Source organism: Streptomyces sp. NBC_00090 (genome assembly GCF_045160815.1).
In the GTDB taxonomy this organism is placed as follows: Bacteria; Actinomycetota; Actinomycetes; order Streptomycetales; family Streptomycetaceae; genus Streptomyces.
On the sequence record NZ_CP108224.1, the window covers coordinates 8,524,321 to 8,549,228 of the forward strand.

A 24,908-nucleotide genomic window follows, 5' to 3' on the forward strand; every position below is an offset into this window, starting at 1 on the left:
CCAACAGGGCGGATGGGGATGGGGAACGCCTCGACGCTAGCGCCGTCGGAGGGGTGCGGCGCCGTCGCGAACCGCGGGGTGCGGCCGGTCCGGTACGGTTTTCACCCGACCGGCCGAGACTGCGGGCCGCAGCGGACGCGGCGGCGCCACCGGCGGGTTCGAGTGTCCCGGGCGGGACGCGGCGGCGGCCGGTGCGGGGGTGTTGATCGGCGCCTCCCATCGGTGGCTCCCACCGGCGTCTCCCACCGGTGCCTCCCATCGGTGCCTCACCGGGCCCCCGGCGAAGTCTCCGACGGCGTTCCCCTTCCCCGAGCGAGGGCTCGCGCGATCGACCGCGCGATCGGTTGACCGGTGTGCTCCTCGTAGAAGCTGAAGGCCGGACTGGGATTGACCTCAAAGCAGTAGGCCTCTCCCTCGTCCGTCAGGGCGAGGTCGATGCCCGCGAGCGTGAGCCCGAGCCGCTCGGCGAGCGTCGAGCACCGTTGTGCCAGGTCCTCCGGCAGGTCCCAGGGGGTCAGTTCCGTCCGTCCGCCGTACCGGTGGGCATAGCGGTAGTCGACGCTGTCGGTCTCGACCCGGGTCGCGAACAGCTCTCCGTCCACCGCGTGCACCCGGACGTTGACACCCCGCACGTAGCGTTGGAACTGCACCGGGCACGCGCGGATGAGCGGAAGGCGGTCGACGGCCTCGTCGTCGAGCATGCGGACGATCGACCGTACGGAGCTGATCGACTTGTAGACCACGTCGCCGTGGTGGGACAGGAACGCCCGGGCGAGATCCGGATCGTTGGTGACCAGTGTCTCCGGGACGCGGAATCCCGCGTCGGCGATCAATTGGGCCTGATACGGCTTGGACTGGTTGGACGCCGTCGCGGCCATCCGGTTCATCACGCAACCCGGCGCGATCTCGATCCAGTTGCCGACGACCTCGTGCCACAACGCGCAGTGCCGCACCGTCTCTTCGCTCGCCCCCTCCAGTTCCGGCAGCAGGCGCCAGTCCATGAGCCGGGTGTAGACGCCCGTCACGCCGGAACAGTCGACGGACCGACCGTTCTCCAGCAGACGCCCGTGGACCCCGGCGCCGTCGACCTCGATGTCCAGCGGGGTTTCCAGGAAACGCCGTTGGTGCAGCATCGTGTACGGCAGGCCCAGCTGCTGGAGCGCCTCCTCGATCAGCCCGATCGGCGGCTCGCTCGCGATGCCGCAGAGGACGATCATCGCGGCCTCGCCGGCAGGCGGGTGAGGTGCTCGTGCAGGGATTCCAGGAGTGTGTCTCCTCCGACACGCAGATCGGGAAGGGGTGTCGCCCCGGCGAAGCGTGCTTCGCCGCGGTCGCGGAGCTCCAGGTCGATCCCCAGGAGGTCGGCGTCGGCCAGCCGGGCGAGCCGCCTGCAGGCGGGGACGAGTTCCCGTACGCGCTCGCCGCCGAAGACCTGCTCGCCCAGGACCAGCACGGTGTGGGCCGGCGTGCCCTCCGGTTCGTGAGGGGGCTCCCGAAGACCCTCGACGCGAGCGTCCGCGCGGGGCGTGCTGGACAGCGCGAGCGAGGACACCGGCAGTCCCGCCCCGGCCGCGAGCACGGTCCACTCGGCGGGGGAGCGCCATGCTCCGGACAGGCCACGCGGGCTGGGCCTGTTGACCGTGAGCGGGGCGATGCAGCTGAGCCAGCTGAGCAGAAGGGCGCTCATCTCCTCCATGGCGTAGGAGGTGTCGGCCGGTGAGGCGAAGAGGAGATGGTCGACCGGAGCGTAGGACAGACGGTTGAGCACGCCGTCGATGTCGCCGCTGGCGAGGGTGCGCCCGTCGGGCAGACCGATCTCGAAGGTCGCCCGGTCGTCGTCGACGCGGTGCGCGGACCGTGCCGAGCGGGTCAGCGTCCGCGGGGCGACGAGCTCGATCGGGGCGAGACCGCGTTTCCTCAGGCCCGAGTACGCCCACAGCGCCGCCTGGTCCTCCGGATCGCACAGCACGAGCCACATGGCGGCCGCTACCGATCGCTCTGCTTCTCGACGTCCTTTCCGTCCTTGGCGTCCTTGGACTCCTTCGTGTACTTCGCCTCCTGGCCGGCCCGGTTCTCCCGGTCCAGGGCGCTCGTCGACAGGTCGGGCCGAAGCTCGGGGCTGATGAAGTGGACGAGCTCGGAGACCGTCCGCTCAAGGCCCGCCAGTCGTTCGCCGACACCCCCTCCGGCACCCTCCGGCATCCGCTGGAAGCGCCCGGTGAGCGTGTCACCGGCCTTCACGTCGAGCTGACCGTCCTTCCCCTTCTCCCCGGTGCCCTTGTCGCCGTCCTTCTCCTTCACCGTCTCCTTCGTTGTCTTCTGTGAGCGGACCAGGAAGAGCGTCCTGTCCTCGACGTCGACGACGTTGCACTTCATCTTGTACTGGGTTTCGGCCCGGGGGGTGCCGGCGACGATCGGGGCGACCTTGATCTCGATGCTTCCGCACCCGTTGGGCGGGATGCTGGACGCCACTCTCACCAGGGTGAAGCCGGCACCCATGTCGGTCCCGGGCAGGTCGTCGAACTTCAGCGCCGTGGTGCCCACGTTGGCGATGCTCGCCACGATGTTCTCGAGCGGTGCTCCCGCCACCGCGTGGCGCCCCAGGCTCCGGTTCATGGAGATCCGCGGCTGATGCGTGTCCTCCTCGACGTCCGACGTCACCCACACGAAGCCGAGCTCCTCCGGATCGTTGTTCGTGATCCGTACGCGCCACAGCCGGGCGTTCTTCTCGGAGATGAGCAGCTTCACCATGAAGATGTCGTCACGCTCACGGGTCCACGAGGCCGTGCCCACCTCATTCCCGGACTCGTCGTGGACCGCGCCCTCGCTCGGGGCGCGTGGCACGGTCGCGATCTCACCGGTACCCGCCCGCAGTTCGATGGTCGGCGCCGCCCCGCCGAGCGGCTCGCAGCCGGAACCCACCGCGACGAGACGGAGGAACATGGCCGTCGCGTCGGCGGGCACAAGGAACGGGATGAGCCCGCTGGTAGCCCGGGAGACGAGCCGCAGCGGTTGTTCCTCGGGGAACATCTGGAATACAGGGTCCATTTCGTCACCCGCTTCGTTCGGTGGGACGGAGGCCCGCCCCGGGCACGACAGAGGTCACCGTCACCAGGTCCCCAGCGGAACGATGCCGGCGTAGATCAGCCGTCCGGGGCCGTCGACCACCGCGCCGGTCTCGTTCGTGGTTGATGGATGTGTCTCGAACTCGCAGGCGGCGAGCGCCTTCACTGTGTAGCGCTTCATCGGTCATGACCCCGTCCGGAGAGAGGGCCGGCAGCGGTGGGCGGACGCGCCGCTTCCGTTGTCACAGCGTCTGGTACGCCGCTGTTCCGGGCTCCGCGAGCACGAGGCCCGACGGCGACTCGAGCAGACGGCTGGAGTAGTCCTCCACGCGGTTGATGTAGTAGTCCCACGGGAAGTACGGACCCGGGTCGGTGTGGTTGTTCCCCGGGACGTTGTAGTGGCCGCCGAATCCGGTGAACCAGTCGCGGGTGTCCGGGTCGAGCGGCACGTCGATGGGAATGCCGTACACCGCGCACAGGTACGCGGACAGTTCGGCGGAGGAGTCGAGCATCTCCTCGGTCCAGTCGGCGGGTCCTGTGGCGCCGGTGTAGCCGTACTCGTGCTCGATGCCGAAGTACAGGCCGTTGCCGCCCTTGCAGTGCCAGGCCTTGTACTTTCCGTCCCGGGGGCCCGCGGTGTCGGGGTCGGGCAGCGGAACCATCTGGACGCGGCGCCCGTCCCGGGCGACGACGAACTGCGCCGAGACCTGGGACACGGGGTCCTGGAACCAGCTCACGGCTCCGTCGTACCGGCCGGCCGTGTAGTGGACGACGATTCCCTGGGGGACCATCGGGCTCCCCCCGGACCGGTGCGGACTGTTCCGGTATCCCACCTGTGGCCGCCTCACCCCGGACAGGTTGCTGTGCATGCGCAGACCCTCCGTCGCCCCCTCGCCGTTCTGGTCGATGGGGTGCGAGGCCACCTCTCCGCATGTCGGGCAGGTCAACTGCACCGTCGTGGTCGCCATTTCTTCCTCCAAGGTACGGTCGCCGAAGAATGAGGCGGGGTTCCTGATGGAGATCTGCCGGTCGAAGAACGCCGGCCGGCAGCTGTGGTCGATCCGGCCTCTCCAGGACGTGGACCTCCGTAGTCCGGGCTTGTCCTGACGGCCTCCTCATGCCGCGCGATGGTTGATCCGACGCTAGGCGGCGGGTGTCATCGGTTCGTCATCCGCCCGTCATCGGTCGCCCGCGGGAGCATCGGCGGCCCGCCCGGACCGCTTCGGCCCGTGCCTGGGGACGCGCGCCCTACCCGTCCACGTAGCGGAACTCCGGTCCGTAGGTCCTGCCGCTGCCGTCGGGCAGTGCCGTGCCCATCAGGGCCACCGCCGGCTCCTCCAGGTCGCGCATCTTCTTCACGGCGTCCTTCAGCAGCGTCGTCGCCTGGGCCGGCACGTCCTGCTGCCATGCCTGTTCGATGAATCGCAGCATGGCGCTGTAGGCCCCGTTGACCTGGTCGAGGCGGTCCAGCGTGTCCTGCCCGGGCGCCGAGGGGCCTTCGCGCGGCCAGCCGCCGCTCGGCACGACGCCCATGGGCAGGGTGTGCGGCATCGGGATCTCGGGTCCGGTGAAGTCCCACCTCTCCGGGTTCTCGGACACCTTCACGAGTTCGCGCCCGCGGTGGATCTCACGGAAGGCGTAGAAGTGGGCCAGCTCGCCGCTCTCATTCGGGTGGGGGTTCTCGGGCGACGCCGAGGTGCCCTCGCCCTGCTCCTTGATGACGGCGATCGCGGACTCGACGGCACTGAGCGTGTCGAGTGCCACGAGGCTGTTCCCCGCGCCGTGGAACTGCATGTTCCTGATTACCTGCCGGGCGCCGGTGATCAGTTCCGGATGGTTCCGGAACGCCGTCAGGATCGCGGTGTAGAAGGCTCCGATCGATGTGTGCTCCGCCCTGCGCTCCACGACCGGGTCGTCGGGTTCCTCGATGCGCGCGTACAGGTCCAGCGACTCCTTGGTCAGTCCGCTGAGGAAGACGGTGAGTCCGGGCCGTACGCCGCCCGGCAGGGGACCCGGATACTTCGGCACGGTCCTGACGTCGGCGAGCCGAGGGACTCCGCCGATGGTGGTGAGCAGGTTGCACGCGATGCCCAGGTGCGACATCTCGTCGAAGACGATCGTATGGAGCGCCTCGCGGACGCGCTCGTCCGGGCCGGGGTCGTCGATCGACCACATCCCGCACAAGTACGGCGGGAGGGTGGCGAGTTCCAGCAGGATCGCCTGCTGGAGCGAATCCCTCAGCCAGTCGGCTCCGCGGAGCTCGGCGGGCTGGTCCAGCAGTTCGACGATCCGGTTGCTCTCGTAGTCGACAAGGGTGGTCATGGAGTACCTCCATCCGGACACGTTCCAGCGGTCTCGAAGGTAGGCAGGCTCCGTCACTCCACCGTCACTGCTGCGTCAGCCGTTGCTGCGTCGGTGGAATCATCCGGGAGAACTCGGGGGACGGCTCGACGCCGAGTTCCGTGCGGAGCAGCCGCCGGAACGCGTGGTAGTGCCGCACGGCCTCGATCACGTTGCCCTCGGCGAGGTGCGCGGACACCACGGCCCGATGGGCGCTCTCTCGCAGGGGCTCGATGCGTACGCTCGCCAGCGCGGCCTCCAGGGCGAGTGCGGGCATGCCCTGCCGTGCCAGCTTCTCCGACAGGGCCTCGAGGGCGTGCAACCGCAACTGGCGCAGCCATTCCCGTTCGGGGACGACCCAGTCGTCGTCCCAGTCGGGGAGCAGGTCCCCGCCGTTCAGCAGCCCCATCGGTGCGGGACGGTCGAGGACGGCCTCGGGGCCGTGCAGCACGCCGAGCGCGGTCTCGGCCAGGGTGTGGACGTCCACGCTCACCGTGTCTGCCATGGCCATGCCCTCCCGTGTGCAGCGGATGAGCCCCTGGTCGCAGCGGGGCATCTTCCACAGCGTCGTGCGCAGACTTCCTCGCGCGCGCTCCTCCGGCACGTCGGGCCACAGGGTCCCCGCGAGGACCGAGCGGCTGACGCGTCCGCGGAGGCCGACGAAGGCGAGCAGGCGCTGGGCGTTGCCGCACAATTCGACGGGCTCGGCATCGAGATCCAGTCGGAACTGTCCGAGCAGCTGCAGCCGGGGACACGAGAGGGGAGGGGAGGGAAAGGATTGCATCGGCCTTCCCGCGGGGTGAGTTCGCGTGAGCGGACTTCGCGCTCCACAGCCGCCTTCCATCGTACGACAGGCGCGTGGCACGGGCTCGTCGACGAACCTTTCCACGAGTGGCGCGCAAGCGGGTAAGGCGGGGACACCCCGAGGCAGGGGTGGCCGATTCCGAGGGTGTGGGTGTGGGCGGGGGCCACGGGTTTCCATATGAACCGGATAAGCGCTGCCGGCATGCAAGGGCGGTGCTCGTCGTCGCCCCGGTATGCGGCGACGACGAGCCCGCTCTTTCGGATGGGCCGCCTGGGCAGCCGCGTATTCCTGTGCGCTGTCGAGACCATGCGCCTGTTCGTTCACGTGAGCAGGTGGATGTCCATCGCGGTCAGTACCCAGTCGATGGGGTTGGCGAAGGTGTGCCCCGAGGCCTGCGAACCGGCGAAGAGCAGACCCACGGGGTTCAGCGGGGACTCCCTGGTCCAGATCACCGAGCCCGAGTCACCGGCCATGCTGAACTGATAGGCGGGGTTCCGGATGGAGATCTGGCGGTCGAAGTAGGCCAGTTGGCCGCCGTAGTTGATCTGGCCGCTCCAGGACGTGGATTCGACCGCCCCATAGGTCAGTTGCGTCGTCCGTCCGGTCTTGCCGACCTGGAGGCCGTAGAAGGCGGACTTGGTCAGGTTGCTGATCCGGAAGTACTGGGGAGCGCCGTTGTAGATGTACACCAGCTCCCGCCGTACGCGGTCCGGGAAGCACCAACCGGTGGCGCAGTCGACGTAATTGGGCTTGCCCGTGAGATTGATGACGCCGAACTTCTCCAGTACCGCGATCTGGTCGGCGGGGCAGAGGCCACCGTCGAGTCTCCCTGGCTGGACGATGCAGTCTCCGATCGTCGAGTTGTTCACCCTGGCGAGGACGTGGTTGTTGCTCAGGCAGAGCACCTTGTTCGCCGCGGGACCGCTGCGGCCGAACGCGAGACAGCCGAGGGTGCCCGCTGCGTTGTCCAGGTAGTGGTGTGTGGAGATCCCGCCGGGTGCGGGACGGTCCCGGAAGCGGTGCGCGAACGCGTCGACGACTCCGCTGTGGATCACCCGGATGGGCGCCTCGCGGGCCTGGGCGACGCCCATCGCGTCCACCAGCACCGTCCGCGCCTGGTCCGCAGTCATCGGTTCGGCGACATATACATGCAGGATCTGCTCGCCCGGCGCGCCATCGCCATCCCGTTCGGACGGCCCGACGGCGATGCCCTGGACGTTCCCGGCACCGGCGAGCCCATCCAGGGAACGCGGTCCGGTCCGCTGCTGGAACGTCCGGTCCCGTATCGCCTCGGCGATGGCCTCTCTGGCCTCCAGTACGCCGTGGTTCACCTCCCCGCCCGACGAGTCCACCCGGGAAATACTCTCGGTGGTCGGCTCGAAGGAGATTCCCGCGGCCTCGCCGGACGGTCCTTGTCCTTCGGTTCCTTCGGGGGGAACCAGGTAGTTCCGCTCTCCGTCGTCCTGGCTAGTCATGATGCGCCCCTCTATTCGAGCTGCCCCTCTTGTCGATTTCCGCCTCGATGGAGTGGCGTACCGCCACTCCGGTCGGTAGGCCCTGCCGCTTCCGTCGGGCAGCGGCCTCCACGCCGGCGTCTGTAGCGTGTTCCAGCAGTTCGAAGGTGTTCCAGTGCCGAGCCTAGGAAGGCCTCGTCACTCCGCCGTCATCGCTGCGTCAGCGGAATCATCCGGGCGAATCGGAGGGAGCGCTCGACGCCCAAATCCTCATGACGGACTCTCCGTAAGGCGTGACAGTGCCGTACGGCCTCGATCTGTGCGTTGACCGTGGTCCGGTGCCAGGTCGGTTCTGTCAGGTGGACAGGTTGATGTCCAAGGTGGCCAAGACCCAGTCGATGGGGTTGGCGAACGTGGTGCCCGTCGTCTCGTCGACCGCGAACAGGAGGCCGACCGGGTTCGTCGCCGCGTCGGCGGTCCAGATGATCGAGCCTGAGTCTCCGCGATGTCCAAAGGTGTAGCCGGGGTTGCTGATGGAGATCTGACGGTCGAAGTAGGCCACGTCGCCGTCACCGTAGTCGATGGTGCCGCTCCAGTTGGTGGACGTCACCATCCCGTACGTCAGTTGGCTGACCTTGCCCATCTTGCCCACCCACATGTTCTGCGTGGCCGCCCGGGTCTGGCTGCTGATGGCGAAGTACTGAACCACGCCTCCCACGAGGTGGAACAGCGATCTGGTCACACGGTCCGGGAAGCACCAGCCGACCGCGCAGTCGACGTAGTTCCTCTTGCCGGAGAAGTCGAGAATTCCGTAGTTCTCGAGGACCGCGATCTGGTCCGCGGACGTGAACGGGTCGCCGCCGTCCGCCGGACCCGGCTGGATGAGGTAATCCCCGAGCGTGGCGTTGTTGTTCTGCGCGAGAACGTGATTGCAGCTCACGCACAGGAGTTTGTTCGCCGCGGCTCCGCTGCGGCCCACAGCCAGGCACCCCATCGTCCCCGCCGAGAACAGGTAGTGCCCCACGGAGATGCCGCCGGGGGCGGGGCGCGTCCGGAAGGCTCCCGAGGCGGCCCTGATGATGCCGCTGTGGATGACCTCGATCGGAACATCACGCCCCACCGGCACGTTCATGGTCTCCGCGAGCAGAGCGCGCACCTGGTCGGCCGTCAGCCGCTCCGCCACGTACACCTGCAGAACGGGCTGACCCGGTGCGCCCTCCGCGTAGGGCCCGCCCAGTCCGACCGCGACACCGCGGATCATCTCCGCGCCCGTCAGGGCATCCGCGTTGCGGGCGCCGGGAGGGCGCCGGTACAGGTACTGCTGGATCGCTTCGGCGACCGCTTCCTTGGCCTCCCTGAGGCGCGGATCCACCTGGGCGGCGTCGTCCTGCTGGGCCAGCATCTCGACCGAGGGCTCGAAGGAGACGCCACCCGTCCCACCCCCCGTTCCCCGCGGTTCTCGCGCTTCGGGAGGAACCGCGAACTCCCTGTCAATGCCGTTCGCATCACTCATGCTCGGCTCCGGTGTCCTCGGGGGTGTCCGGCCCGGAACCCAGCCGTCCGCGGTGCCGGTCCATGGGAAACTGCGTCGGCGTGCGAGCGCCGACCGCGTGACGGTCCGCGGGTTCTGCCGTGAGGTGTGAAGGAGATCGCGACACTGAGCGAACACCGACTGAGTGTCCGGGCGCGTTGTCTGCTTACTCCATAAGTCTCCTTTCTGCCCCTTGCAGACGCAACTCTTGCCCTCAGGGGGGTACGTCCTCATCCGCTGCGCCCCCCGGTCAGGCAGAGTGCCTGTTGATGAGCGATGAAGATGTGATGCCCTACGCCCGCTTCGACTCGGTCGAGGGCCTGCTGCAACGAGGGCGCGGCCTGGGTGCTGTACGCGCGCTGAAGGGTCCCCTGGCGGCCGCGCCCTTCGTCTACGACGGGATCCGGCGAGACTGGCGGTGGGACGGCTTCGACGACCGCGCCCGCTACCTTGCCGGGCTGGTCCGGGACCTGGGACTGTCGCCGGCGCCGGTCGTGGAGCTGCTGACCGGGGACGAGGGGCAGTGTCGGCGGGCTGTCGACGTGCTGGAACTGCTCGCCCTCGATGATTGCGACGAGGCACGCGAGGCGCTGCGCTCCCACGTCCGGGAGGGCGCGCTCTGGGTCCACGTACTGGAATCGGTCTCCGGCATCTGGCCCCTGGAGTGGTGGGAGGACCTGGGTGAGGTCGCGCGGGCCCGGATCGGCGGGGAGCCCGAGCCGCCGTGGTTCACCGAGCCGTGGACCCGCTTCGGGATCGAGGTCCAGCGGCCCGACCGGGGCCCGATCCCTCGCGATCTGACCGGCCTCGCGGTCGGCGAGTTGCTCGACCTGCTGGCCGGGGCCAGGCCCGGGGCCAGCGGCAAAGTCGAAGCCCTGCGCGAGCTGTCCCGCCGGGATCCGGTGGAGGGACTGATCCCGCTCGTGCCCTCGCTCGTCACTCCGGACGGACGCCGTCCTCTTCCCCTGCTCAGGCGGGCCGTCGACCGCCTCGGAGCCTTGGCCGTACCGGCCGCGCGCCGCTGGGTGGGCGACGAGCGGGAGTGGCTGGCCCGGCTCGGCTCGGACGTCCTCGCCGATCACCTCGGCCCCGAGGTGATCCCGGCCCTTGTGGCCGAACTCGCCGACCAGTGGCGGACCCGCGCGTGGTGCGGCCCCGACGCCACGGCGAAGCGGCTGGCCCGCTTCGGTCCTGCGGCCGCCGCGGCGGTGGCGGACCTGCGCCGGTTCTGGCTGCGCACGCCGCACTCCTACGAGCGGGCCGCCTACCTGGAGGCACTGGCCGCCATCGACCCGGGCGGACTGGACCACGCCCACACCGAGTCGCTCTGGGACTGCGAGGAGCGGGCCCGACTGCTGGGCGTCGCCCACGCCCCGGACCACCCCGAGACCCTGGAGCGGATCGCGGCGCTTCGCGACGACCCGATGGAGACCCCTGACGTACGGGCAGGCGCCGAAGCACGGCTGGCCACCACGACCACCGCGTGCTCGCCCTGATCTGCATGCCGCCCTCGACTGCGAACCCCTGACTGGCGACCTGCATTCGCTGCCACCGCTGTTTGATGGCGAGGAAGAGGACTTCGGCCTCCTCTTGGCAACCACGAACGATCCCCTTGCCGCGTTGGACGCTGCCGAGCCCCAGACCGGAGCAGTACGCGAACGGTGGGTAAACCAGTCCATGGCAGGCGATGAGTACCGCGACTACGTACTTGCCGACCGCCCCGCCACGACTCCTGACGGCCAGCCGTGGCCCACTCCGCAGCCGTCCTGATCACGGTTTCACGACACTCCGGTCAGAGCCGTCGCCGACTGGACACGCGGCTCCGCCGCCGCCTGCCCGTCCCTCCTGTCGCCTGGGCAGCCTCGATCACCCCGCGCCATCGCGAGAAGGAAGGGTCGCAATACGGAGAGTGGCAACCAAGGGGGTGTCGGAGGAGTCACCTGAGTGATCGTTTCGCCTTGATCCGAACGGCTGGCAGCGGCGCTACGACTGCACGACGACGACCCAATCCCGCCGAAACCGCTCCTGAATGGCGACGCCTGTATCCACGCTCGCTGCCCACCTCGAATGCGCTGCGGTCACCGGACGCCCGTTCACACACCGCTACGGCCCCGGAAACGCCACCGTCCGGGTGACCATGCCGCAGAGCGGGATCCAGCGGCGGTACATCTACGACTGGGCCCGCCCCGATCGACGGGGCTGGACATGAGCCTGCGGTCCGCGGCGGCAGGAGGACAGTGGCGGCTTCCCGGGTGGTCTCGTCGCCCTCGAAACGGCTCCGTCCAGGCGAGAGCCCTCCGAGCGCCGCCCGTCGGACCCGCGCCTTGCTCCTGCCCCACCCCCGGAACCGCGCAATGGTGAAAGGAACCCCCCGTGCCCGTACCTTCTGCGATCGACCACCACGCCACCGGCTACAGCCTCGCGCATGCCTACTGCCTGGCCCAGTTGGCGGATCTGGCCTACAAGACCGAGCCCGTCATCGAGGAGATGGCCGAGCAATGGGGTTTCGACCGGGTGCGTCACCACCGCACACGGTTCACACCGCCGTTCCCGTTGCAGGACACGCAGGCTTTCACCATGGCCAGCGACCGCATGATCATTACCGCGTTCCGGGGGACCGAGCCGGCTCAGATCCGCGACTGGCTCTCCGATGCCACGACCCCGCCGTGGCCCGGGCCGGCGAAGACCGGCTACGTCCACCACGGCTTCGGCGAGGCGCTTCAGTCCGTCTACCCGGACGTGCAAGACACTCTCGCCGAGTTCCGTACCAACGGGCAGAGCGTGTGGCTGACCGGCCACAGCCTCGGCGGCGCCCTGGCCATGCTCGCCGGCGCCCGCCTCCACCTCGAAGCCCCGAAGCTGACCGCCGACGGCATCTACACCTACGGCCAGCCCCGCACCTGCGACCGTCTCCTCGCCGCGGCCTGCAACGAGGGCCTGGCCAAACGCATCCATCGCTTCGTCAACAACAACGACATCGTTCCCCAGCTCCCACCCGAGCCCGCCTACACCCACGTCGACACGTTGCGCTACATCGACGCCTCCAGGAAGGTACGGGAGTCGATGACGCTCCTGGCGGGACTGACGGACCGGGCCAAGGGGCTGACGGCCGACCCGTTCGCGCCAGCCGGCGACGGCGTCCGCGACCACTCGATCCTCAAATACATTGCGGCGCTGAAGAGCAACCTCAGCTGAATTCCCCCGATCGCGCCGGATTCCCCCCGATCGCGCCGGCTGCCGGCTGGAGGGGCTTGGTGCGCACGTGGTCGGTGAAGCGCGCCAGCCCTGTCCCGCCCGCCCCCCCGGTAGACCGGCCGCGTAAGGGGCACTGCCCGGCGGGCCGTGACCCGTGGCAGCCGTGGATGTTCACGACTGCCGTAGGTCGTGGTGGGTTTGACTCAGCTGTCGTCGCGGACGCACACCGCGTAGGCCTTGAACGGGTAGTGCGTGTCGATGTGCACCGTCCAGCCTGCACCGTCCGGATGAGGACAGTTCATCCTGACGCTGTCCGTATCGTTCATCGAAGGGGCATCCCAGCCCCACCGGTGACGATGTAGCCCTTCGGGGCCTTCACCTCGACCCTCTGCGTGCCTTCGACTTCGACGATCTTGTACTCCAGGCCGGATCCGTTCTTGCCGCCGAGAGCGACGTACGCGGTGTCACGAACCTTTCCGGCGGTCTTGGCGGCACCGTCAACGATTCCCATCAGGGACTCCTTCACTACGGGGGACAGGGCGCCACATAGGTACCCGGCACGCTCCGTGACCTACGCAGCTGTCACTCCAACGGGCCCGGGTGCTGCAACGGGCCATCGGAAGCAGGTCCTAGGCCCGGATCGACGCGGGCGAGGATGCGGGCGTGGCCTGCTTGACCGCCCGGGCCACCACCTGCAGAGTCGGGATGCGGCACCGCAGCAGCGACGCCCGACTCTGCCGACCGGTCCGCCCGTCCGCAGGTGGCAGACCTCTCTCACGCCCAGGAGCGGCTGATCCGATGGTCCTCGACCTGATGGTGATCGGTACGGCCATCACCCTGGGGCCTTTGCACAACAGCGCCTTCATCCTGTTGCTCTCCTCGCGGCGCGGCGTTCGCCAGGGGCTGGCGTTCCTGTTGTCGTGGCTGGCCAACCTGATCGCGGTGATCGCCTGTGTGGTGCTGCTGACCGGCGGTCAGCCCCCGGCCAGTCACAGCGCGCCCTCGACCGCCGCGATCGCCGCGAAACTCGCCATCGGCCTGGCACTGGTGCTGTACGGCGTATACCGGCACCGCCGACCGCCCCGCCCGCACGGCCCGCCACGCTGGACCGCCCGGATCGACGACGCCTCCCCGGCCACCGCAGCCGCCCTGGCATGGGTGCTGCAGCCCTGGGCGCTGGTCGGTGCCGGCGCCGCGACCGCCGTCGACGCGAACCTCTCCACGCTCACCGACTGGCTCGCACTGACCGGCTACTGTCTCCTGGCCACGCTCAGCCTTGTCGTCATGGAGATGTACGCGCTCCGGGCGCCTGCGGCCGCGAACGCCCGGCTGAACGCCCTGCGGAGCTGGCTGGAGCAGCACCAGGAGCAGCTGATCGTCACCCTCTCCCTGCTCGCCGGCCTGTGGCTGACGGTCCGGAGCATCTACGAGCTGGTCGCCTGACTCGGACGGCCCCGGCGGCACCGAATTACGCGCCACCGCACCCGACGACCCAGCTCCGTAAGGCAGTCGGCGGGAGTACGGCCCAACTGGACGCCGTTCCATACAGTTTCGGTCACACTGCCGGAGCCTCCTTCGACTGGCGGGGGCCGGCCCGCTCGGCGATGAGACGCCGGTAGTTCGGGCACTGGGTGACGTCCTCGTGCTCGCAGTTCAGGCCGCCCTCGATGAGCTCCAACGAGGCCTGGGCCGCTGCGATTCTCGACTGGCGCTGAGGTCCCGTGCCGCGGTGACTCCGGCGAAGCCGGCACCGATCACCACGACGTCATAACTGTTGGCCACGGCTCTCTCCTTCCGTCGCCACGCCGTGGGGGCGCGGCCGAAATGCCTGTCGTGACAGGCCTGGCCGAGAGCGCCATAATCGATCTCGATTCGAAGTCGAGGTCAGGGGCTGTTAGGGAGCGTATTGGGTCATGATCATCAGGTGGTCCGAGTGAGGTCTCTGATCCAGATCATCGAGGCGCGCAAGTGGAGGCCGGCGAGGTAGCTGTCAGGGGTCTTGTCGTACCGCGTGGCGATGCCTCGCCAGGCCTTCAGCTTGTTGATCAGACGCTCGACGGTGTTCCGCTCCTTGTACAGGTCGGCGTCGTGGCTGACGGGCCGGCCGCCTCTGGAGCCCTTCTTCTTTCGGTTGGCGGCCTGGTCCTTCTTCTCCGGGATGACGGCCTTGATGCGGCGTTTGCGCAGGTGGGAGCGGTTGTCGCGAGACGAGTACGCCTTGTCCCCGGCGACCGCGTCCGGCCGGGTGCGGGGACGGCCGACGGGCCCGCGCACCCGTACCTTCTTCAGCACGGGGATGAACTGCGGGCTGTCCGCTGCCTGGCCCGCGGTCAGGATGAACGCCAGCGGGCGGCACTTCCGGTCACCGGCGACATGGATCTTGCTGGTCTGTCCGCCCCTGGAACGTCCGAGGAGTGCGGCCTTCAGCCGGAGTTTCCGGCGGCGCCGGATGCGCCGCCGTTCTTCCCGCTCGGGGTTGCTTCCGGCCTCCTGCCCGGTTTGTTCGCCGCGGTCGCCCCCTTTGACCTGGCCTTCTCCGCCTCGGCGGCAGCCTTCTCCAGAGCAGTGAGGACCTCCTCGTCCAGGTGCATGCCGGCTGCGTCGTGATGGGCCCGCGCGGTGGTGGAGTCGATGCTGACCAGGGACAAGTCCACCTCGCCCCGCTTCGCGGCCTGTGCGATCAGGCCCTCCATCAAGGCTTCAAAGACTCCGGCGTCACGCCACTGCCGGAAGCGGTTGTGGACGGTCGACCAGGCGCCGAACTCCGTCGGCATCTCCCGCCACTGCCCGCCCGTTTTGAACCGCCAGATCACGCCCTCGAACTGCCCCCGCAGCCGCTCGGGGTACGGGCCGTACTCGCCGATCGGCAGGTACGGCTCGATGAACTCCCACTCCGCATCCGTCAGTTGCACGCGAGTCACCCAAGAAGATCTACCCGTCCAGGCCCCGCCACGCAGGTGAAACTCGCAGATTGATCACGACCCAATACGCTCCCTAGGGGCCGGTCAACCGTGGTTCGTGTGGAAATTCGAGCGTCATTGATACGATCTCGAATCGTGTTCGAGAAGAGTCCGACAACCCAGCCACCGACTCGCCCGACCGTGGTACAGCGCCGCGGGAAGGAGCGCAGGCGGGCCATCCTCGATGCCGCCGCGGCGCTGCTCGGCGAGCAGGGCTACGAGGCCGCCACCCTCAAGGCCATCGGTGAGCGGGCGGGCATCCCGACCGCCTCCATGTACCACTACTTCCCCGACCGGCATCAGGTCGACGCCGAGCTCCTGAGGCAGCATGTGAGCGAGCTCGACGCGCTCATCGGCGCCGCCCTGGACAATCCGAGGGCGCGGACGCTCCCCGAGGCCGTCGACGTCATGATCGACCTCCACCTCGACTACTTCCGCCGGCACCCGAGCTGCACGGAACTGTGGTTCGCGGGACGCCACGAGACGCTCGACGAACTGGTGCGAGCCTTCGACGAGGCGCAGGCGGAACGGCTCTGGCGCTACCTCGTCGAGCGGGGCTTCGTCCCCGCCGACACGCCCCTGCTGCCGCTGCTGCTCGCCTTCGAAGTGGGCAGCCGGCTCTTCGACATCGCGTTCCGGCGCTCTCCCGCAGGTGACGAGGCCACGATCGCCGAAGCGCGCCGCCTTGTCACCGCCTACCTGGAGACGTACGTCTCCTAAGGGCCGGCGCGGCGCGGCTGACGCGCACGGCGTGCCCTTCGTGGCGTACTGCGGGACCTTGAAGTCGGCGAGACACACCCGGCAGTGCGCCAGCGCGGCGGCGACGTCGATCTCCGCCCGGTCCGGGAAGAGGACGGCTCCGACCTTCTTGCCCATCACGTCGTCGGGCACGGCGAGGACCGCGGCGTCGGCGACACCGGGGGCGGAGAGCAGCACCGCCTCGACCTCCACGCTGGAGATGTTCTCGCCGCCGCGATTGATGATGTCCTTGATCCGGTCGACGATGTGGACGCGTCCCGCGTCGTCGACCCGGACGATGCCCCCGGTGTGCAGCCAACCGCCCACGATCGCCTGCGCCGTGGCCTCCGGCCTGCGCCAGTACCCCGGGGTGACGGTGGCGCCACGGACCACCAGTTCGCCCGTGAACGGGTCGTCTCCGATCGGTACGACGCCGAGGCCCACCGTCGGCACCGCGTACCCGACGGATTCCGCGTGGTCGGCCGCCTCCCGGTCCGGCAGGACGGTGATCAGCGAAGCCGTCTCGGTCATGCCGTAACCGTTGATCACCGTGGCCCGGGAGAACGCCTCCTTCAGCGACCGTACGAGCGACGGCGCGATCGGAGCCCCGCCGTAGGCCAGCCAGCGCACCCCGGACACCTCGGCGTCCGTGAAGCCCGGATGCCGCAACAGCAGGGAGTGCACCGCGGGCACGGTCACGACGAAGGAAATCCGCTCCGCCATCAACGCCGTTGTCAGGCGCGGCGGATCGAGCGCGGGCATGATCACCGACATTCCGCCGAGGCGGGCGGCGACGATGAACTGCGAATTGCAGGCCGTGACATGGAACAACGGCACCGAGATCAGGGTCCGCAGGTCCGGCCCGATGTCGCGCGGTATGCCGAGACAGCGGACCAGGTTCTCGGCGTTGGTCACGAACGCCTCGTGCGTGGTCGGCACCCCCTTGGGGCGCCCGGTCGTGCCCGAGGGGTAGAAGAGCGCGACCACGTCGGAGAGGTCGAGGTCCACCACGACGTACGGATCGCCGTCCGGCAGCGGCGCGTCGGCTGCCAGGTCGACCTTCACGCCCGCGTCGTCGAGGACGAACTCCACCTCAGGCCGCGCCGACCGGGTGTTGACCGCCACCACGATGCCGCCGGCCCTCACCGTGCCCCAGAAGGCGAGCGCCCAGGTCGTGCCCGCCGGATACCGCACGGCCCCCCGGTCCCCGCGTGCCACGCCACGGGCGCGCAGCCCACCGGCCACCCGCGCGGCGCGGTGCCACAGCTGCGCGTACGTCAGCCGCTCCCCGCCGAGTTCGACGACCGCCTCGGCGTCGGGCCGTGTCTCGACGTGCCTACGCAGCATGTCGAGCAGAGTCGCGGGCATCCGCGTAACGCGGGACTTCGTTCGCGTCCCTTGCCAGGTCCTCCTGCGGGAACGGATTGCGCGAGCGTGGGACGGGGGTGACCGGACGGGGCATCTCGGCGGCTCCAGGAAACGGCGTGGCCGGTCGCCACGCGCGGGTGGTCGGTAGACGACCAGGGCACCGCCGTGACCCGACCTCCCCGGTATGTGGTCGCAGCGATGCCCTGGTCAGGGCCGAGTCGGGAGCGTCCCTAGTGCAGCGACTCGACGATCTCGTGGCGCGGTGTGCCCACGCGCTCCAGGGCGGTGTAGAACGCCTCCGGTTCGGCCCAGTCCTCGGCGGCGAACGAGCCGGTGCGCTTACCGCTCTCGTCGAGTGCGAGGACCATGAACGCGGCGCAGGAGGTCCCGGTCACCGTGGCCATGCTGGCGACGAGGTACCACCCCGGTCCGCTGACCGGCGTACGCCGGACGGCCACCGCTGGGCGCCCGTTGCGGGTGCCGCTGACGCTGGCGAGGATGCCGCCCCGCCAGGTGTAGGCCCCGCCCATCGGCGCCGATCCGGTCTCCACGTACGACTCGTGGTTGACGGGACCGCCGTGCTCCCAGGTCAGGCAGTCGCCGGCGGCGATGTGCATGAGGTGCTGGATCACCGCCCGGCCGACGTCCGGTCGCTCGTCGTCGGCCGCCCAGAACATCTCGATGTCCTCGACGGTGTCGAGCTCGTTCGCGGCGTCGACGGCCAGGACGTTGCTCATGCCCGCTCCGGGCGAACCTGCGGGCGATCTAGAGGGATTGGGGCGGTGCCTCGATCTCGGTCGCGTCGAGACCGTGTTCGAGCACGTCCAGAAAGGCGGTGACGTGCCCGGCCGTCTCTTCGGAGGCGAGAGCGGTGATGTCCTCGTGCTGCCACGGCTCGGGAAGCTCGCCGCGCATGCGCAGGAGCAAGGCGTCGACCGACTCGTTCGTCCGCGGTCTGAGTTCTCGGGCCAGACGGCAGAGGAAGGCGTCCACGTCGGTCCTCATGGGGGTAATTGTCAGGAAGGCGGCGGCCGCCTGCCGCCGGGTGGGGTGCCGACCCGGCCTCCCCCGGGGGTGGTTGACGGCGCGCGAGCAGTCATGCGTACTCTCAAACTCGAACTCGATTCTATATCGAGTCGGATCGGGTCTCCGTTCCCCACGGTCCGCGTACGAGTATGCGAAGGGATAGCGCGTCGGCGCTCGGGGCCGTCCCCTTCATCCTCCCGGTCCCGCCGGGATGCTCTCCGGTCCGGGAGTGGGCAGGCTGGTGCCTCGGACCGGGCTCGCGGTCGAACACGGCATGGAGGAGACACCATGGGCGGGACGACGCGCGTGAAGGGGCCCGCCAGGAGTGGGGCCGCTCGGTTGCTTGCGCGTCTCGCGGTGCTCGCGGCGATCGGTTCGCTGGTCGTGCTCGTGCTCGCGGTGGGGGAGGGCGGGCTGGTGGTCCTCGGGGCCGGGCTGCTCGGACTCGTCCTCTGTGCCGTCGGCCTGTGGTGGTTCGTGGCGCACCGTGGCGCGGTGCGCCTGCTCGGCGCGGTCCTCGCGGTCGCGGCACCCGTCGCCGTCCTGGTGCTGTTCGCACACGACGGCCTGTGGCTGACGGCGCTGGTCCTGCTCCTGTGCTGGGGTGCGACGCTGGCCTTCGCCCGGGCGGCGCTGCGCACGTCGCGCCCGGAGCGGTCGGCGCCGGGGATCGCCGCGGCCCGGCCGAGGAGACCGGTCCTGATCATGAATCCGAAGTCGGGGGGCGGGAAGGTCGGCCGCTTCGGTCTTGTCGAGCGGGCGGAGGAGCTCGGCGCGCGGGTGATCCTGCTCGACCCGTCGGCCCCCGCCGACGTCACCGAGCTGGCCCGCCGAGCCGTGGCCGAGGGCGCGGACCTGCTCGGCGTCGCGGGCGGCGACGGCACCCAGGCTCTCGTCGCGGCCGTCGCCGCCGAGCACGGCCTGCCGTTCCTGGTGGTCTCCGCCGGCACCCGTAACCACTTCGCCATGGACCTGGGTCTCGACCGCTCCGACCCATCCCGTTGTCTCGACGCGCTGACCGACGGCGAGGAGCTCCGGGTCGACCTGGGTGACGTCTCGGGTCGGCCCTTCGTCAACACGGTGTCCTTCGGGGTGTACGCCGATGTCGTGCAGCGGCCGGAGTACCGCGACGACAAGGCGGGTACGGCGCTGACCCTCATGCCGGACCTGCTGCTCGGTGAGGGGGTGGGACGGCTCGACGCACAGGTCGAGGGCACCGCGCTCTCCGCGCAGCAGGCGCTGCTCGTCAGCAACAACCCGTACGTCTCACCCGACGAGCTCAGCGGCGGCGGCCGTCGGCCCCGGCTCGACGCCGGCGAACTGGGGGTGATCGGGATCCGGGTGGAGGACGCGGCGCAGGCCGCAGCCCTGGCCCTGCGGGGCTCGCAGTCCACGGGCCTCACTGTCATGACCGCGCAGCGCGTCGAGGTGACCGCCAACACGGACGAGATCGCCGTGGCGGTCGACGGCGAGGCCCTGCGGATGCCGACCCCGGTGGTGTGCACGCTGCGCCCGGGGGCGCTGAGGGCGCGGGTACCGCGTGACCGTCCGGGTGTCGCCGTCCCCGTGCCGCCGGTGAGGTGGCGGCGGATCTTCGACCTCGCGTTCGGCCGCACCGAGCGAGCGGCTGAGCGAACCACCGACGACCAGTCAGGCGCGTGACGGGCCGAACGGCCCGAGGCGCTCGTGGCGGTGTTCTGGCAGGTCACGGCCGACCTTCCGTTCTTCAGAGCCGCTCCCACCATCCCAGGGCCAGGACGATGCCCTTCTTGGCCGCGCATCCCCACGCATGCCCCTCGCGTGCTCGCTTCAAGAGCTTGGGCATGCCGACCAGGCGGGGCAGGTACCAGGTCGAGACCACCTCGGGCGTGATGCCGAGGCGGCCGAAGGCGAGGCCGAACCGCGCGTTCGTGGACATCAGTCGCGCGTCCATGGCCAGGGTCATGGTCGCGCCGATCCCGACCGCGACGCCGTTGATCGCGGCGATCACGGGCTTGCGGCAGGCGTGGATCGCCAGGGTGACCCTGCCTCCGGGGTCCCGGACCCGGACTGTCACCGCTGGGCCTCCCCCCCGGCCGCCCCGGGCGGCCGGAAGTCTCCGTTTCGCCGACGCGCGCGGTGATCGTTCACACGCACGAGTGAAGGGCTCGGGCGTCTGGCGTGGCTGTGACCTGCGGTACGACCTGCGAATCATCGTACTCGGCCGCGCGACACGGCGGCGCAGGCGCCCTTTCGAGTTGCGACCGAACAGCGCATTTACCGGAGAGGGCTCCAGGCAACGCTTCTTTCCGCCCATATGCTTTTCCTGCAGATCCCGCAGAATCGTTTTCGTCTTCCGTCCCTTCCTGGAGAATAGCCATGCGCGTTGCCGTGACCGGCGGCGGGGGATTTCTGGGCTCGCACTTGTGTGAGGCATTGCTTCGGCGGGGGGATTCCGTCGTATGCCTCGACAATTTCGCCACCGGAAAACCCGAGAACATCTCACACCTGCGCGACTTTCGCGCGTTCGAGTTCATTCATGCGGATGTGAGCGAAGCCGTCCGGGTGCCCGGGCCGCTCGACGCGATCGCCCACCTGGCAAGCCCTGCCTCGCCACCCGACTACCTGCGCCAGCCCCTGGAGACCCTCGCAGTGGGCAGCCGCGGCACCGAGAACATGCTGCGCCTGGCGGAGCAGAACGATGCCCGTTTCCTGCTCGCCTCGACCAGCGAGGTCTACGGCGATCCCTTGATCCACCCGCAGGACGAGGAGTACTGGGGGAACGTCAACCCCGTCGGGCCCCGCAGCGTGTATGACGAGGCCAAGCGATACGCCGAAGCGGTGACGATGGCCTACCACCGGAGCCGCGGTGTCGACGTGGGGATCGTGCGCATCTTCAACACCTACGGTCCCCGAATGCGCCCTCACGACGGCCGCGTCGTCTCGAGTTTCATCACTCAGGCGCTCAGTGGCGAACCGCTCACGATTTACGGCGACGGCAAGCAGACGCGTAGCTTCTGCTATGTCGACGACCTGATCCGCGGCATTATCGCCATGCTGGACTCCTCCGTCACCGGGCCGATCAATCTCGGCAACCCGGAGGAGCGGACGGTTCTCGAACTCGCGGAACTCGTCGTCGAACTCACCGGCTCGGCTTCGGACGTCCAGTACCACCCGCTTCCGACAGACGACCCGACCCGCCGGCGACCCGTGATCACCCGGGCACAGGAACAGCTCGGCTGGGACCCGGAAGTGGACGTTCGGCAAGGGCTGAGCAGGACCGTCGACTGGTTCCTGGGCCGGCCCCAGGACATCGCGCGGGGAGCGGCGGCGATCCGCGGCGGGCAGCAGGACACCGTCCCGGTTCCCTGAGCCGCCCCGCACGCCGACTCCCGCGCAATTCCCGGCCCGGGCGTCGTGCCGATCCACCGCGGACCGGCACGACGCCCGCTCGGCCGCCCCTACCAGACGACTTTCCCTCTGGAGCACACCCATGACGCAGGCCCCGCCAGGCCCTGCCACCCAGACCGGCACGATCACCCGCACGCCGCCCGACGCGCTTCTCGACGATGTCCACGCGCTGTCCGCCGGGAACGTCGTAGGGCTCTCTCCCGACGGACCGGTCTTCGGGAACCCTCCCCGTACGGCCATGACACGGGCCGACAGTTTCGTCTCCCAGTTCTCCCGGGCCGACCGGGTCAAGGTGACGTTGCTCAGCGCCGGATGGCTGGCCGGGCTCGTCTGGTTCTGGGTCTGGTGGCTCCAGCCCGAGCACCGGGTCGGCTGGGTGGGCCTGATCGTCAACAGCGCGCTGCTGGTCTACCTCACGGTCCTGCCCTTCCACTTCGTGTTCGTGTGCGCCCGGATGCGCCGCTTCAACCCGGCGATCGCCGTACCCAGGCTGAGGACTGCCTTCGTGGTGACCCGTGCGCCCTCGGAGCACTGGGACATGGCCCGGACCACCCTGCTCGCGATGGCGAACCAGACGTTTCCGTACCCCTACGACGTCTGGCTCTGTGACGAGGATCCGACGCAGGAGATCTCCGACTGGTGCCAGGAGAACGGGGTCGGACTCTCCTGCCGACGGGGTGTCGAGGAGTACCACCGGTCCACGTGGCCGCGCCGGACCCGGTGCAAGGAAGGCAACCTGGCCTACTTCTACGACCACTGGGGCTATGAGCACTACGACGTCGTGGCCCAGCTCGACTGCGATCACATCCCCGGCCCGGACTACCTGACCGAGGTGGTCCGGCCCTTCGCCGACCCGGCGATCGGCTATGTCGCCGCCCCCAGCGTCTGCGATTCCAACGCCGACGCCTCGTGGTCGGCACGCGGCAGGCTCTACCGCGAGGCGGTCTTCCACGGGGCCTTCCAGCTCGGACACTCCGAGGGTTACGGCCCGCTGTGCATCGGCTCCCACTACGCCGTGCGCACCCAGGCCCTGCGGGACATCGGCGGCCTCGGTCCCGAGCTCGCCGAGGACTTCTCCACCACCTTCCTGCTGAACTCCGCCGGCTGGCAAGGCGGGTTCGCCATCGACGCCGAGGCACACGGCGAGGGCCCGATCACCTTCGCGGCGATGGCCACTCAGGAGTTCCAGTGGTCGCGCAGTCTCGCCGTCCTCCTCTTCGGCATGCTCCCCAAGCACCTGGGCCGGATGAGCCGCCGTCTCCGCCTGCGGTTCGGGCTCATCGCCCTGTACTACCCCCTCCTGGCGACAGCGACCGCCGTGGGCATCGCCCTCCCCCCTGTCGCGGCCGTCACCGGCCTGCCCTGGATCAACGTCAACTACTTCTCCTTCCTGGGCCACTTCTGGGCCATGTCCGTATGGCTGATCCTCCTCACCCTGATGGTGCGCCGCTGCGGTCTGCTGCGTCCTCATGACGCTCCTGTGCTCAGCTGGGAGAACTGGCTCTTCGTTCTGGCACGGTGGCCCTTCGTCGTCTGGGGCATCTGCGCGGCCCTGCTCCAGCGGCTCCGACCCCGGCCCGTCGTCTTCAAGGTCACCCCCAAGTCCCGCAACGGGCTCGAACCGCTGCCGCTGCGCCTGGTGGCCCCCTATGTGCTCATCAGCTGCGCGCTCTCCTCGGCGGCGGTGATCGGCGAACTCACCGGCCCCGCAGTGGGCTACGTCTTCCTGTGCATCCTCGGCTCCCTGTCCTATGTCGTGGTGACACTCGCCGTGGCCGGCCTGCACGTCGTCGAGGCCGCCCGGGGAGCCGGAGTCGGCGTCCACCGGGCCCTCGTCACCGCATGGCCGCCTCTGCTCGCAGGCACCCTCGCGCTGCTTCCGCTCGCCCTGGCCGCCTACCTGTACCCCATCTACCTCGCCGGTGTCCTGGGTTGGTGACCCAGGACGTCGCCCCGCCCCTGCCCCGCGCCCATCGAAAGGTCCCTCATGCCCGGTCCTTCCACCCTCCTCGTGACCGGAGCCGCCGGCTTCATCGGCAGCCATACGTGCGTCGAACTCCTTGAGCACGGCCACGAGATCGTGCTGGTCGACAACTACTCCAACAGCTCACCGGAGGCCGTCGAGCGCATCGCGAAGGTCGCCGGCCGCCCGCCGGCCGCGGTGTACGAGGCCGACCTTCTCGACCGGAAAGCTCTCGGCAAGGTCTTCGAGAACCACTCCTTCGACGCCGTCATCCATTTCGCGGCCAAGAAGGCGGTGGGCGAGTCCGTGGACCTGCCCGTCGAGTACTACGACACCAACGTCGGCGGCACCACCGCACTCCTGCGCGCCATGCGCGACCACGGCGTACACCGTCTGGTCTTCTCCTCCTCGTGCTCGATCTACGGCGATGCCACCAAGGTGCCGCTGACCGAGAGCGACCCGGCCCGCCCCACCAACCCGTACGCCGCCTCCAAGTGGATGTGCGAGCAGGTGCTGTCCGACGTGTGCCGCCGGCTTCCGGAGTTCTCCGTGCTGGCACTGCGCTACTTCAACCCGGTCGGAGCACACCCCTCCGGGCTGCTGGGCGAGGCGCCCTACGGTGTTCCCAACAACGTCATGCCGTACATCGCGCAGGTCGCCGCCGGGCGGCTGGAGCGACTGAGGATCTTCGGCGACGACTACCCCACACCGGACGGCACCGGTGTCCGCGACTACATCCACGTCATGGACGTCGCCGAGGGACACCGCGTCGCGCTGGACCACCTCGACGACGAGAGCGGCATGCGGGTTCTCAACCTCGGCACGGGCCGGGGCACGTCCGTACGCGAGCTGGTGACGGCCTTCGCGGACATCTCTGAAGCACCGATCCCCTACGAGATCACCGGCCGACGCCCCGGTGACGTGGCCGAGCTGGTCGCCGACCCCACCGCCGTGGAACAGGCATGGGGCTGGAGCACCACACGGGATCTCACCGCCATGGTCGAGGACGCATGGCGCTTCCAAAAACTGAACCCCTTCGGTTACGCGAACTGAAGCCCAGACAGGAGCAGAAC

Annotated in this window: 23 protein-coding genes and 2 pseudogenes; 8 read left to right on the plus strand and 17 right to left on the minus strand. The window is 69.3% G+C overall.

What is annotated here, in order from left to right:
• Positions 1-266: 266 nt before the first annotated feature.
• The 9 genes from OG361_RS37815 to OG361_RS37855 form a co-directional block, all read right to left on the minus strand.
• The gene (locus OG361_RS37815) at positions 267-1,217 is read right to left on the minus strand and encodes a glutathione synthase (protein WP_405860957.1); all 951 of its coding nucleotides are present in this window, start codon (positions 1,215-1,217) and stop codon (positions 267-269) included.
• Entirely contained in the window at positions 1,214-1,978 is a 765-nt protein-coding gene (locus OG361_RS37820) for a hypothetical protein (RefSeq protein ID WP_405860958.1), read from the minus strand. The genes OG361_RS37815 and OG361_RS37820 overlap by 4 nt, the downstream gene beginning before the upstream one ends.
• Positions 1,979-1,986: 8 nt before the next feature.
• Positions 1,987-3,048 carry a hypothetical protein gene (locus OG361_RS37825; protein ID WP_405860960.1) on the minus strand — a complete coding sequence of 354 codons (1,062 nt, stop codon included), beginning with the start codon at positions 3,046-3,048 and terminating at the stop codon, positions 1,987-1,989.
• 60 nt (positions 3,049-3,108) lie between these two features.
• Entirely contained in the window at positions 3,109-3,246 is a 138-nt protein-coding gene (locus OG361_RS37830; RefSeq protein WP_405860962.1) for a hypothetical protein, read from the minus strand.
• 61 nt (positions 3,247-3,307) lie between these two features.
• Entirely contained in the window at positions 3,308-3,856 is a 549-nt protein-coding gene (locus tag OG361_RS37835) for an N-acetylmuramoyl-L-alanine amidase (protein ID WP_405860964.1), read from the minus strand.
• 457 nt (positions 3,857-4,313) lie between these two features.
• Positions 4,314-5,387 (minus strand): ferritin-like protein, encoded by a 1,074-nt coding sequence (locus OG361_RS37840; RefSeq protein WP_405860966.1) that lies wholly within the window; start codon positions 5,385-5,387, stop codon positions 4,314-4,316.
• 64 nt (positions 5,388-5,451) lie between these two features.
• Positions 5,452-6,189 (minus strand): BTAD domain-containing putative transcriptional regulator, encoded by a 738-nt coding sequence (locus tag OG361_RS37845; protein ID WP_405860968.1) that lies wholly within the window; start codon positions 6,187-6,189, stop codon positions 5,452-5,454.
• A gap of 341 nt (positions 6,190-6,530) precedes the next feature.
• The gene (locus OG361_RS37850; protein WP_405860970.1) at positions 6,531-7,685 is read right to left on the minus strand and encodes a hypothetical protein; all 1,155 of its coding nucleotides are present in this window, start codon (positions 7,683-7,685) and stop codon (positions 6,531-6,533) included.
• Positions 7,686-8,019: 334 nt separating this feature from the next.
• Positions 8,020-9,177 (minus strand): hypothetical protein, encoded by a 1,158-nt coding sequence (locus tag OG361_RS37855; RefSeq protein WP_405860972.1) that lies wholly within the window; start codon positions 9,175-9,177, stop codon positions 8,020-8,022.
• A 287-nt stretch (positions 9,178-9,464) separates the two neighbouring features.
• Between OG361_RS37855 and OG361_RS37860 the strand changes: the two genes are divergently transcribed.
• Positions 9,465-10,691, plus strand: a complete 1,227-nt coding sequence (locus tag OG361_RS37860) for a hypothetical protein (RefSeq protein WP_405860974.1) — start codon at positions 9,465-9,467, stop codon at positions 10,689-10,691.
• Between the two features lie 877 nt (positions 10,692-11,568).
• Complete coding sequence (locus OG361_RS37865; RefSeq protein ID WP_405860976.1) at positions 11,569-12,390, plus strand: lipase family protein; 822 nt, start codon at positions 11,569-11,571, stop codon at positions 12,388-12,390.
• A 203-nt stretch (positions 12,391-12,593) separates the two neighbouring features.
• Here the strand turns inward: OG361_RS37865 and OG361_RS37870 are convergent, their stop codons facing one another.
• Both OG361_RS37870 and OG361_RS37875 read right to left on the minus strand, forming a co-directional pair.
• Positions 12,594-12,716, minus strand: coding sequence for a hypothetical protein (locus tag OG361_RS37870; RefSeq protein ID WP_405860978.1), 123 nt, complete (start codon positions 12,714-12,716; stop codon positions 12,594-12,596).
• Entirely contained in the window at positions 12,713-12,901 is a 189-nt protein-coding gene (locus OG361_RS37875; protein ID WP_405860980.1) for a hypothetical protein, read from the minus strand. Before OG361_RS37875 ends, OG361_RS37870 begins: the two co-directional genes overlap by 4 nt.
• Before the next feature lie 287 nt (positions 12,902-13,188).
• On the opposite strand from OG361_RS37875, the gene OG361_RS37880 reads away from it, so the two are divergent.
• Complete coding sequence (locus tag OG361_RS37880; RefSeq protein ID WP_405860982.1) at positions 13,189-13,833, plus strand: GAP family protein; 645 nt, start codon at positions 13,189-13,191, stop codon at positions 13,831-13,833.
• Positions 13,834-13,945: 112 nt separating this feature from the next.
• Here the strand turns inward: OG361_RS37880 and OG361_RS37885 are convergent, their stop codons facing one another.
• Both OG361_RS37885 and OG361_RS37890 read right to left on the minus strand, forming a co-directional pair.
• The gene (locus tag OG361_RS37885) at positions 13,946-14,068 is read right to left on the minus strand and encodes a hypothetical protein (RefSeq protein WP_405860984.1); all 123 of its coding nucleotides are present in this window, start codon (positions 14,066-14,068) and stop codon (positions 13,946-13,948) included.
• A gap of 242 nt (positions 14,069-14,310) precedes the next feature.
• Positions 14,311-15,311: pseudogene (locus tag OG361_RS37890) on the minus strand (IS5 family transposase).
• 180 nt (positions 15,312-15,491) lie between these two features.
• Here OG361_RS37890 and OG361_RS37895 point away from each other — a divergent pair.
• Positions 15,492-16,070: a TetR/AcrR family transcriptional regulator gene (locus OG361_RS37895; RefSeq protein ID WP_405862658.1), complete on the plus strand. Its 579-nt coding sequence runs from the start codon at positions 15,492-15,494 to the stop codon at positions 16,068-16,070.
• A gap of 105 nt (positions 16,071-16,175) precedes the next feature.
• On the opposite strand, the pseudogene OG361_RS37900 reads toward OG361_RS37895, so the two are convergent.
• From OG361_RS37900 to OG361_RS37910, 3 genes and pseudogenes are all read right to left on the minus strand, one after another.
• Positions 16,176-17,456, minus strand: a pseudogene (locus OG361_RS37900) (class I adenylate-forming enzyme family protein); the annotation flags it as partial.
• Between the two features lie 230 nt (positions 17,457-17,686).
• On the minus strand, positions 17,687-18,193 hold the full coding sequence (locus OG361_RS37905) for a hypothetical protein (protein ID WP_405860986.1): 507 nt from the start codon (positions 18,191-18,193) through the stop codon (positions 17,687-17,689).
• Between the two features lie 28 nt (positions 18,194-18,221).
• Positions 18,222-18,461 carry a hypothetical protein gene (locus OG361_RS37910; RefSeq protein WP_405860988.1) on the minus strand — a complete coding sequence of 80 codons (240 nt, stop codon included), beginning with the start codon at positions 18,459-18,461 and terminating at the stop codon, positions 18,222-18,224.
• A 309-nt stretch (positions 18,462-18,770) separates the two neighbouring features.
• Here OG361_RS37910 and OG361_RS37915 point away from each other — a divergent pair, with 309 nt between their 5' ends.
• The gene (locus tag OG361_RS37915) at positions 18,771-20,144 is read left to right on the plus strand and encodes a diacylglycerol/lipid kinase family protein (RefSeq protein WP_405860990.1); all 1,374 of its coding nucleotides are present in this window, start codon (positions 18,771-18,773) and stop codon (positions 20,142-20,144) included.
• A 64-nt stretch (positions 20,145-20,208) separates the two neighbouring features.
• Here OG361_RS37915 and OG361_RS37920 read toward each other — a convergent pair whose 3' ends face one another.
• Complete coding sequence (locus tag OG361_RS37920; protein ID WP_405860992.1) at positions 20,209-20,538, minus strand: enoyl-CoA hydratase-related protein; 330 nt, start codon at positions 20,536-20,538, stop codon at positions 20,209-20,211.
• Between the two features lie 302 nt (positions 20,539-20,840).
• Between OG361_RS37920 and OG361_RS37925 the strand changes: the two genes are divergently transcribed.
• From OG361_RS37925 to galE, 3 genes are all read left to right on the plus strand, one after another.
• A complete protein-coding gene (locus tag OG361_RS37925) occupies positions 20,841-21,833 on the plus strand; it encodes a UDP-glucuronic acid decarboxylase family protein (RefSeq protein WP_384565216.1) in 993 nt (330 codons plus the stop codon).
• Between the two features lie 121 nt (positions 21,834-21,954).
• Entirely contained in the window at positions 21,955-23,811 is a 1,857-nt protein-coding gene (locus tag OG361_RS37930; protein ID WP_405860994.1) for a glycosyltransferase family 2 protein, read from the plus strand.
• Positions 23,812-23,859: 48 nt separating this feature from the next.
• On the plus strand, positions 23,860-24,888 hold the full coding sequence (gene galE, locus OG361_RS37935; RefSeq protein WP_405860996.1) for a UDP-glucose 4-epimerase GalE: 1,029 nt from the start codon (positions 23,860-23,862) through the stop codon (positions 24,886-24,888).
• Positions 24,889-24,908 lie beyond the last annotated feature (20 nt).

Bases quoted from the DNA above. Each gene is read 5' to 3' on its own strand.
- OG361_RS37815 (WP_405860957.1), bottom strand. From the start codon at position 1,217: ATGATCGTCCTCTGCGGCATCGCGAGCGAGCCGCCGATCGGGCTGATC.
- OG361_RS37820 (WP_405860958.1), bottom strand. From the start codon at position 1,978: ATGTGGCTCGTGCTGTGCGATCCGGAGGACCAGGCGGCGCTGTGGGCG.
- OG361_RS37825 (WP_405860960.1), bottom strand. From the start codon at position 3,048: ATGGACCCTGTATTCCAGATGTTCCCCGAGGAACAACCGCTGCGGCTC.
- OG361_RS37830 (WP_405860962.1), bottom strand. From the start codon at position 3,246: ATGAAGCGCTACACAGTGAAGGCGCTCGCCGCCTGCGAGTTCGAGACA.
- OG361_RS37835 (WP_405860964.1), bottom strand. From the start codon at position 3,856: ATGGTCCCCCAGGGAATCGTCGTCCACTACACGGCCGGCCGGTACGAC.
- OG361_RS37840 (WP_405860966.1), bottom strand. From the start codon at position 5,387: ATGACCACCCTTGTCGACTACGAGAGCAACCGGATCGTCGAACTGCTG.
- OG361_RS37845 (WP_405860968.1), bottom strand. From the start codon at position 6,189: ATGCAATCCTTTCCCTCCCCTCCCCTCTCGTGTCCCCGGCTGCAGCTG.
- OG361_RS37850 (WP_405860970.1), bottom strand. From the start codon at position 7,685: ATGACTAGCCAGGACGACGGAGAGCGGAACTACCTGGTTCCCCCCGAA.
- OG361_RS37855 (WP_405860972.1), bottom strand. From the start codon at position 9,177: ATGAGTGATGCGAACGGCATTGACAGGGAGTTCGCGGTTCCTCCCGAA.
- OG361_RS37860 (WP_405860974.1), top strand. From the start codon at position 9,465: ATGAGCGATGAAGATGTGATGCCCTACGCCCGCTTCGACTCGGTCGAG.
- OG361_RS37870 (WP_405860978.1), bottom strand. From the start codon at position 12,716: ATGAACGATACGGACAGCGTCAGGATGAACTGTCCTCATCCGGACGGT.
- OG361_RS37875 (WP_405860980.1), bottom strand. From the start codon at position 12,901: ATGGGAATCGTTGACGGTGCCGCCAAGACCGCCGGAAAGGTTCGTGAC.
- OG361_RS37880 (WP_405860982.1), top strand. From the start codon at position 13,189: ATGGTCCTCGACCTGATGGTGATCGGTACGGCCATCACCCTGGGGCCT.
- OG361_RS37905 (WP_405860986.1), bottom strand. From the start codon at position 18,193: ATGAGCAACGTCCTGGCCGTCGACGCCGCGAACGAGCTCGACACCGTC.
- OG361_RS37910 (WP_405860988.1), bottom strand. From the start codon at position 18,461: ATGAGGACCGACGTGGACGCCTTCCTCTGCCGTCTGGCCCGAGAACTC.
- OG361_RS37915 (WP_405860990.1), top strand. From the start codon at position 18,771: ATGGGCGGGACGACGCGCGTGAAGGGGCCCGCCAGGAGTGGGGCCGCT.
- OG361_RS37925 (WP_384565216.1), top strand. From the start codon at position 20,841: ATGCGCGTTGCCGTGACCGGCGGCGGGGGATTTCTGGGCTCGCACTTG.
- OG361_RS37930 (WP_405860994.1), top strand. From the start codon at position 21,955: ATGACGCAGGCCCCGCCAGGCCCTGCCACCCAGACCGGCACGATCACC.
- galE (WP_405860996.1), top strand. From the start codon at position 23,860: ATGCCCGGTCCTTCCACCCTCCTCGTGACCGGAGCCGCCGGCTTCATC.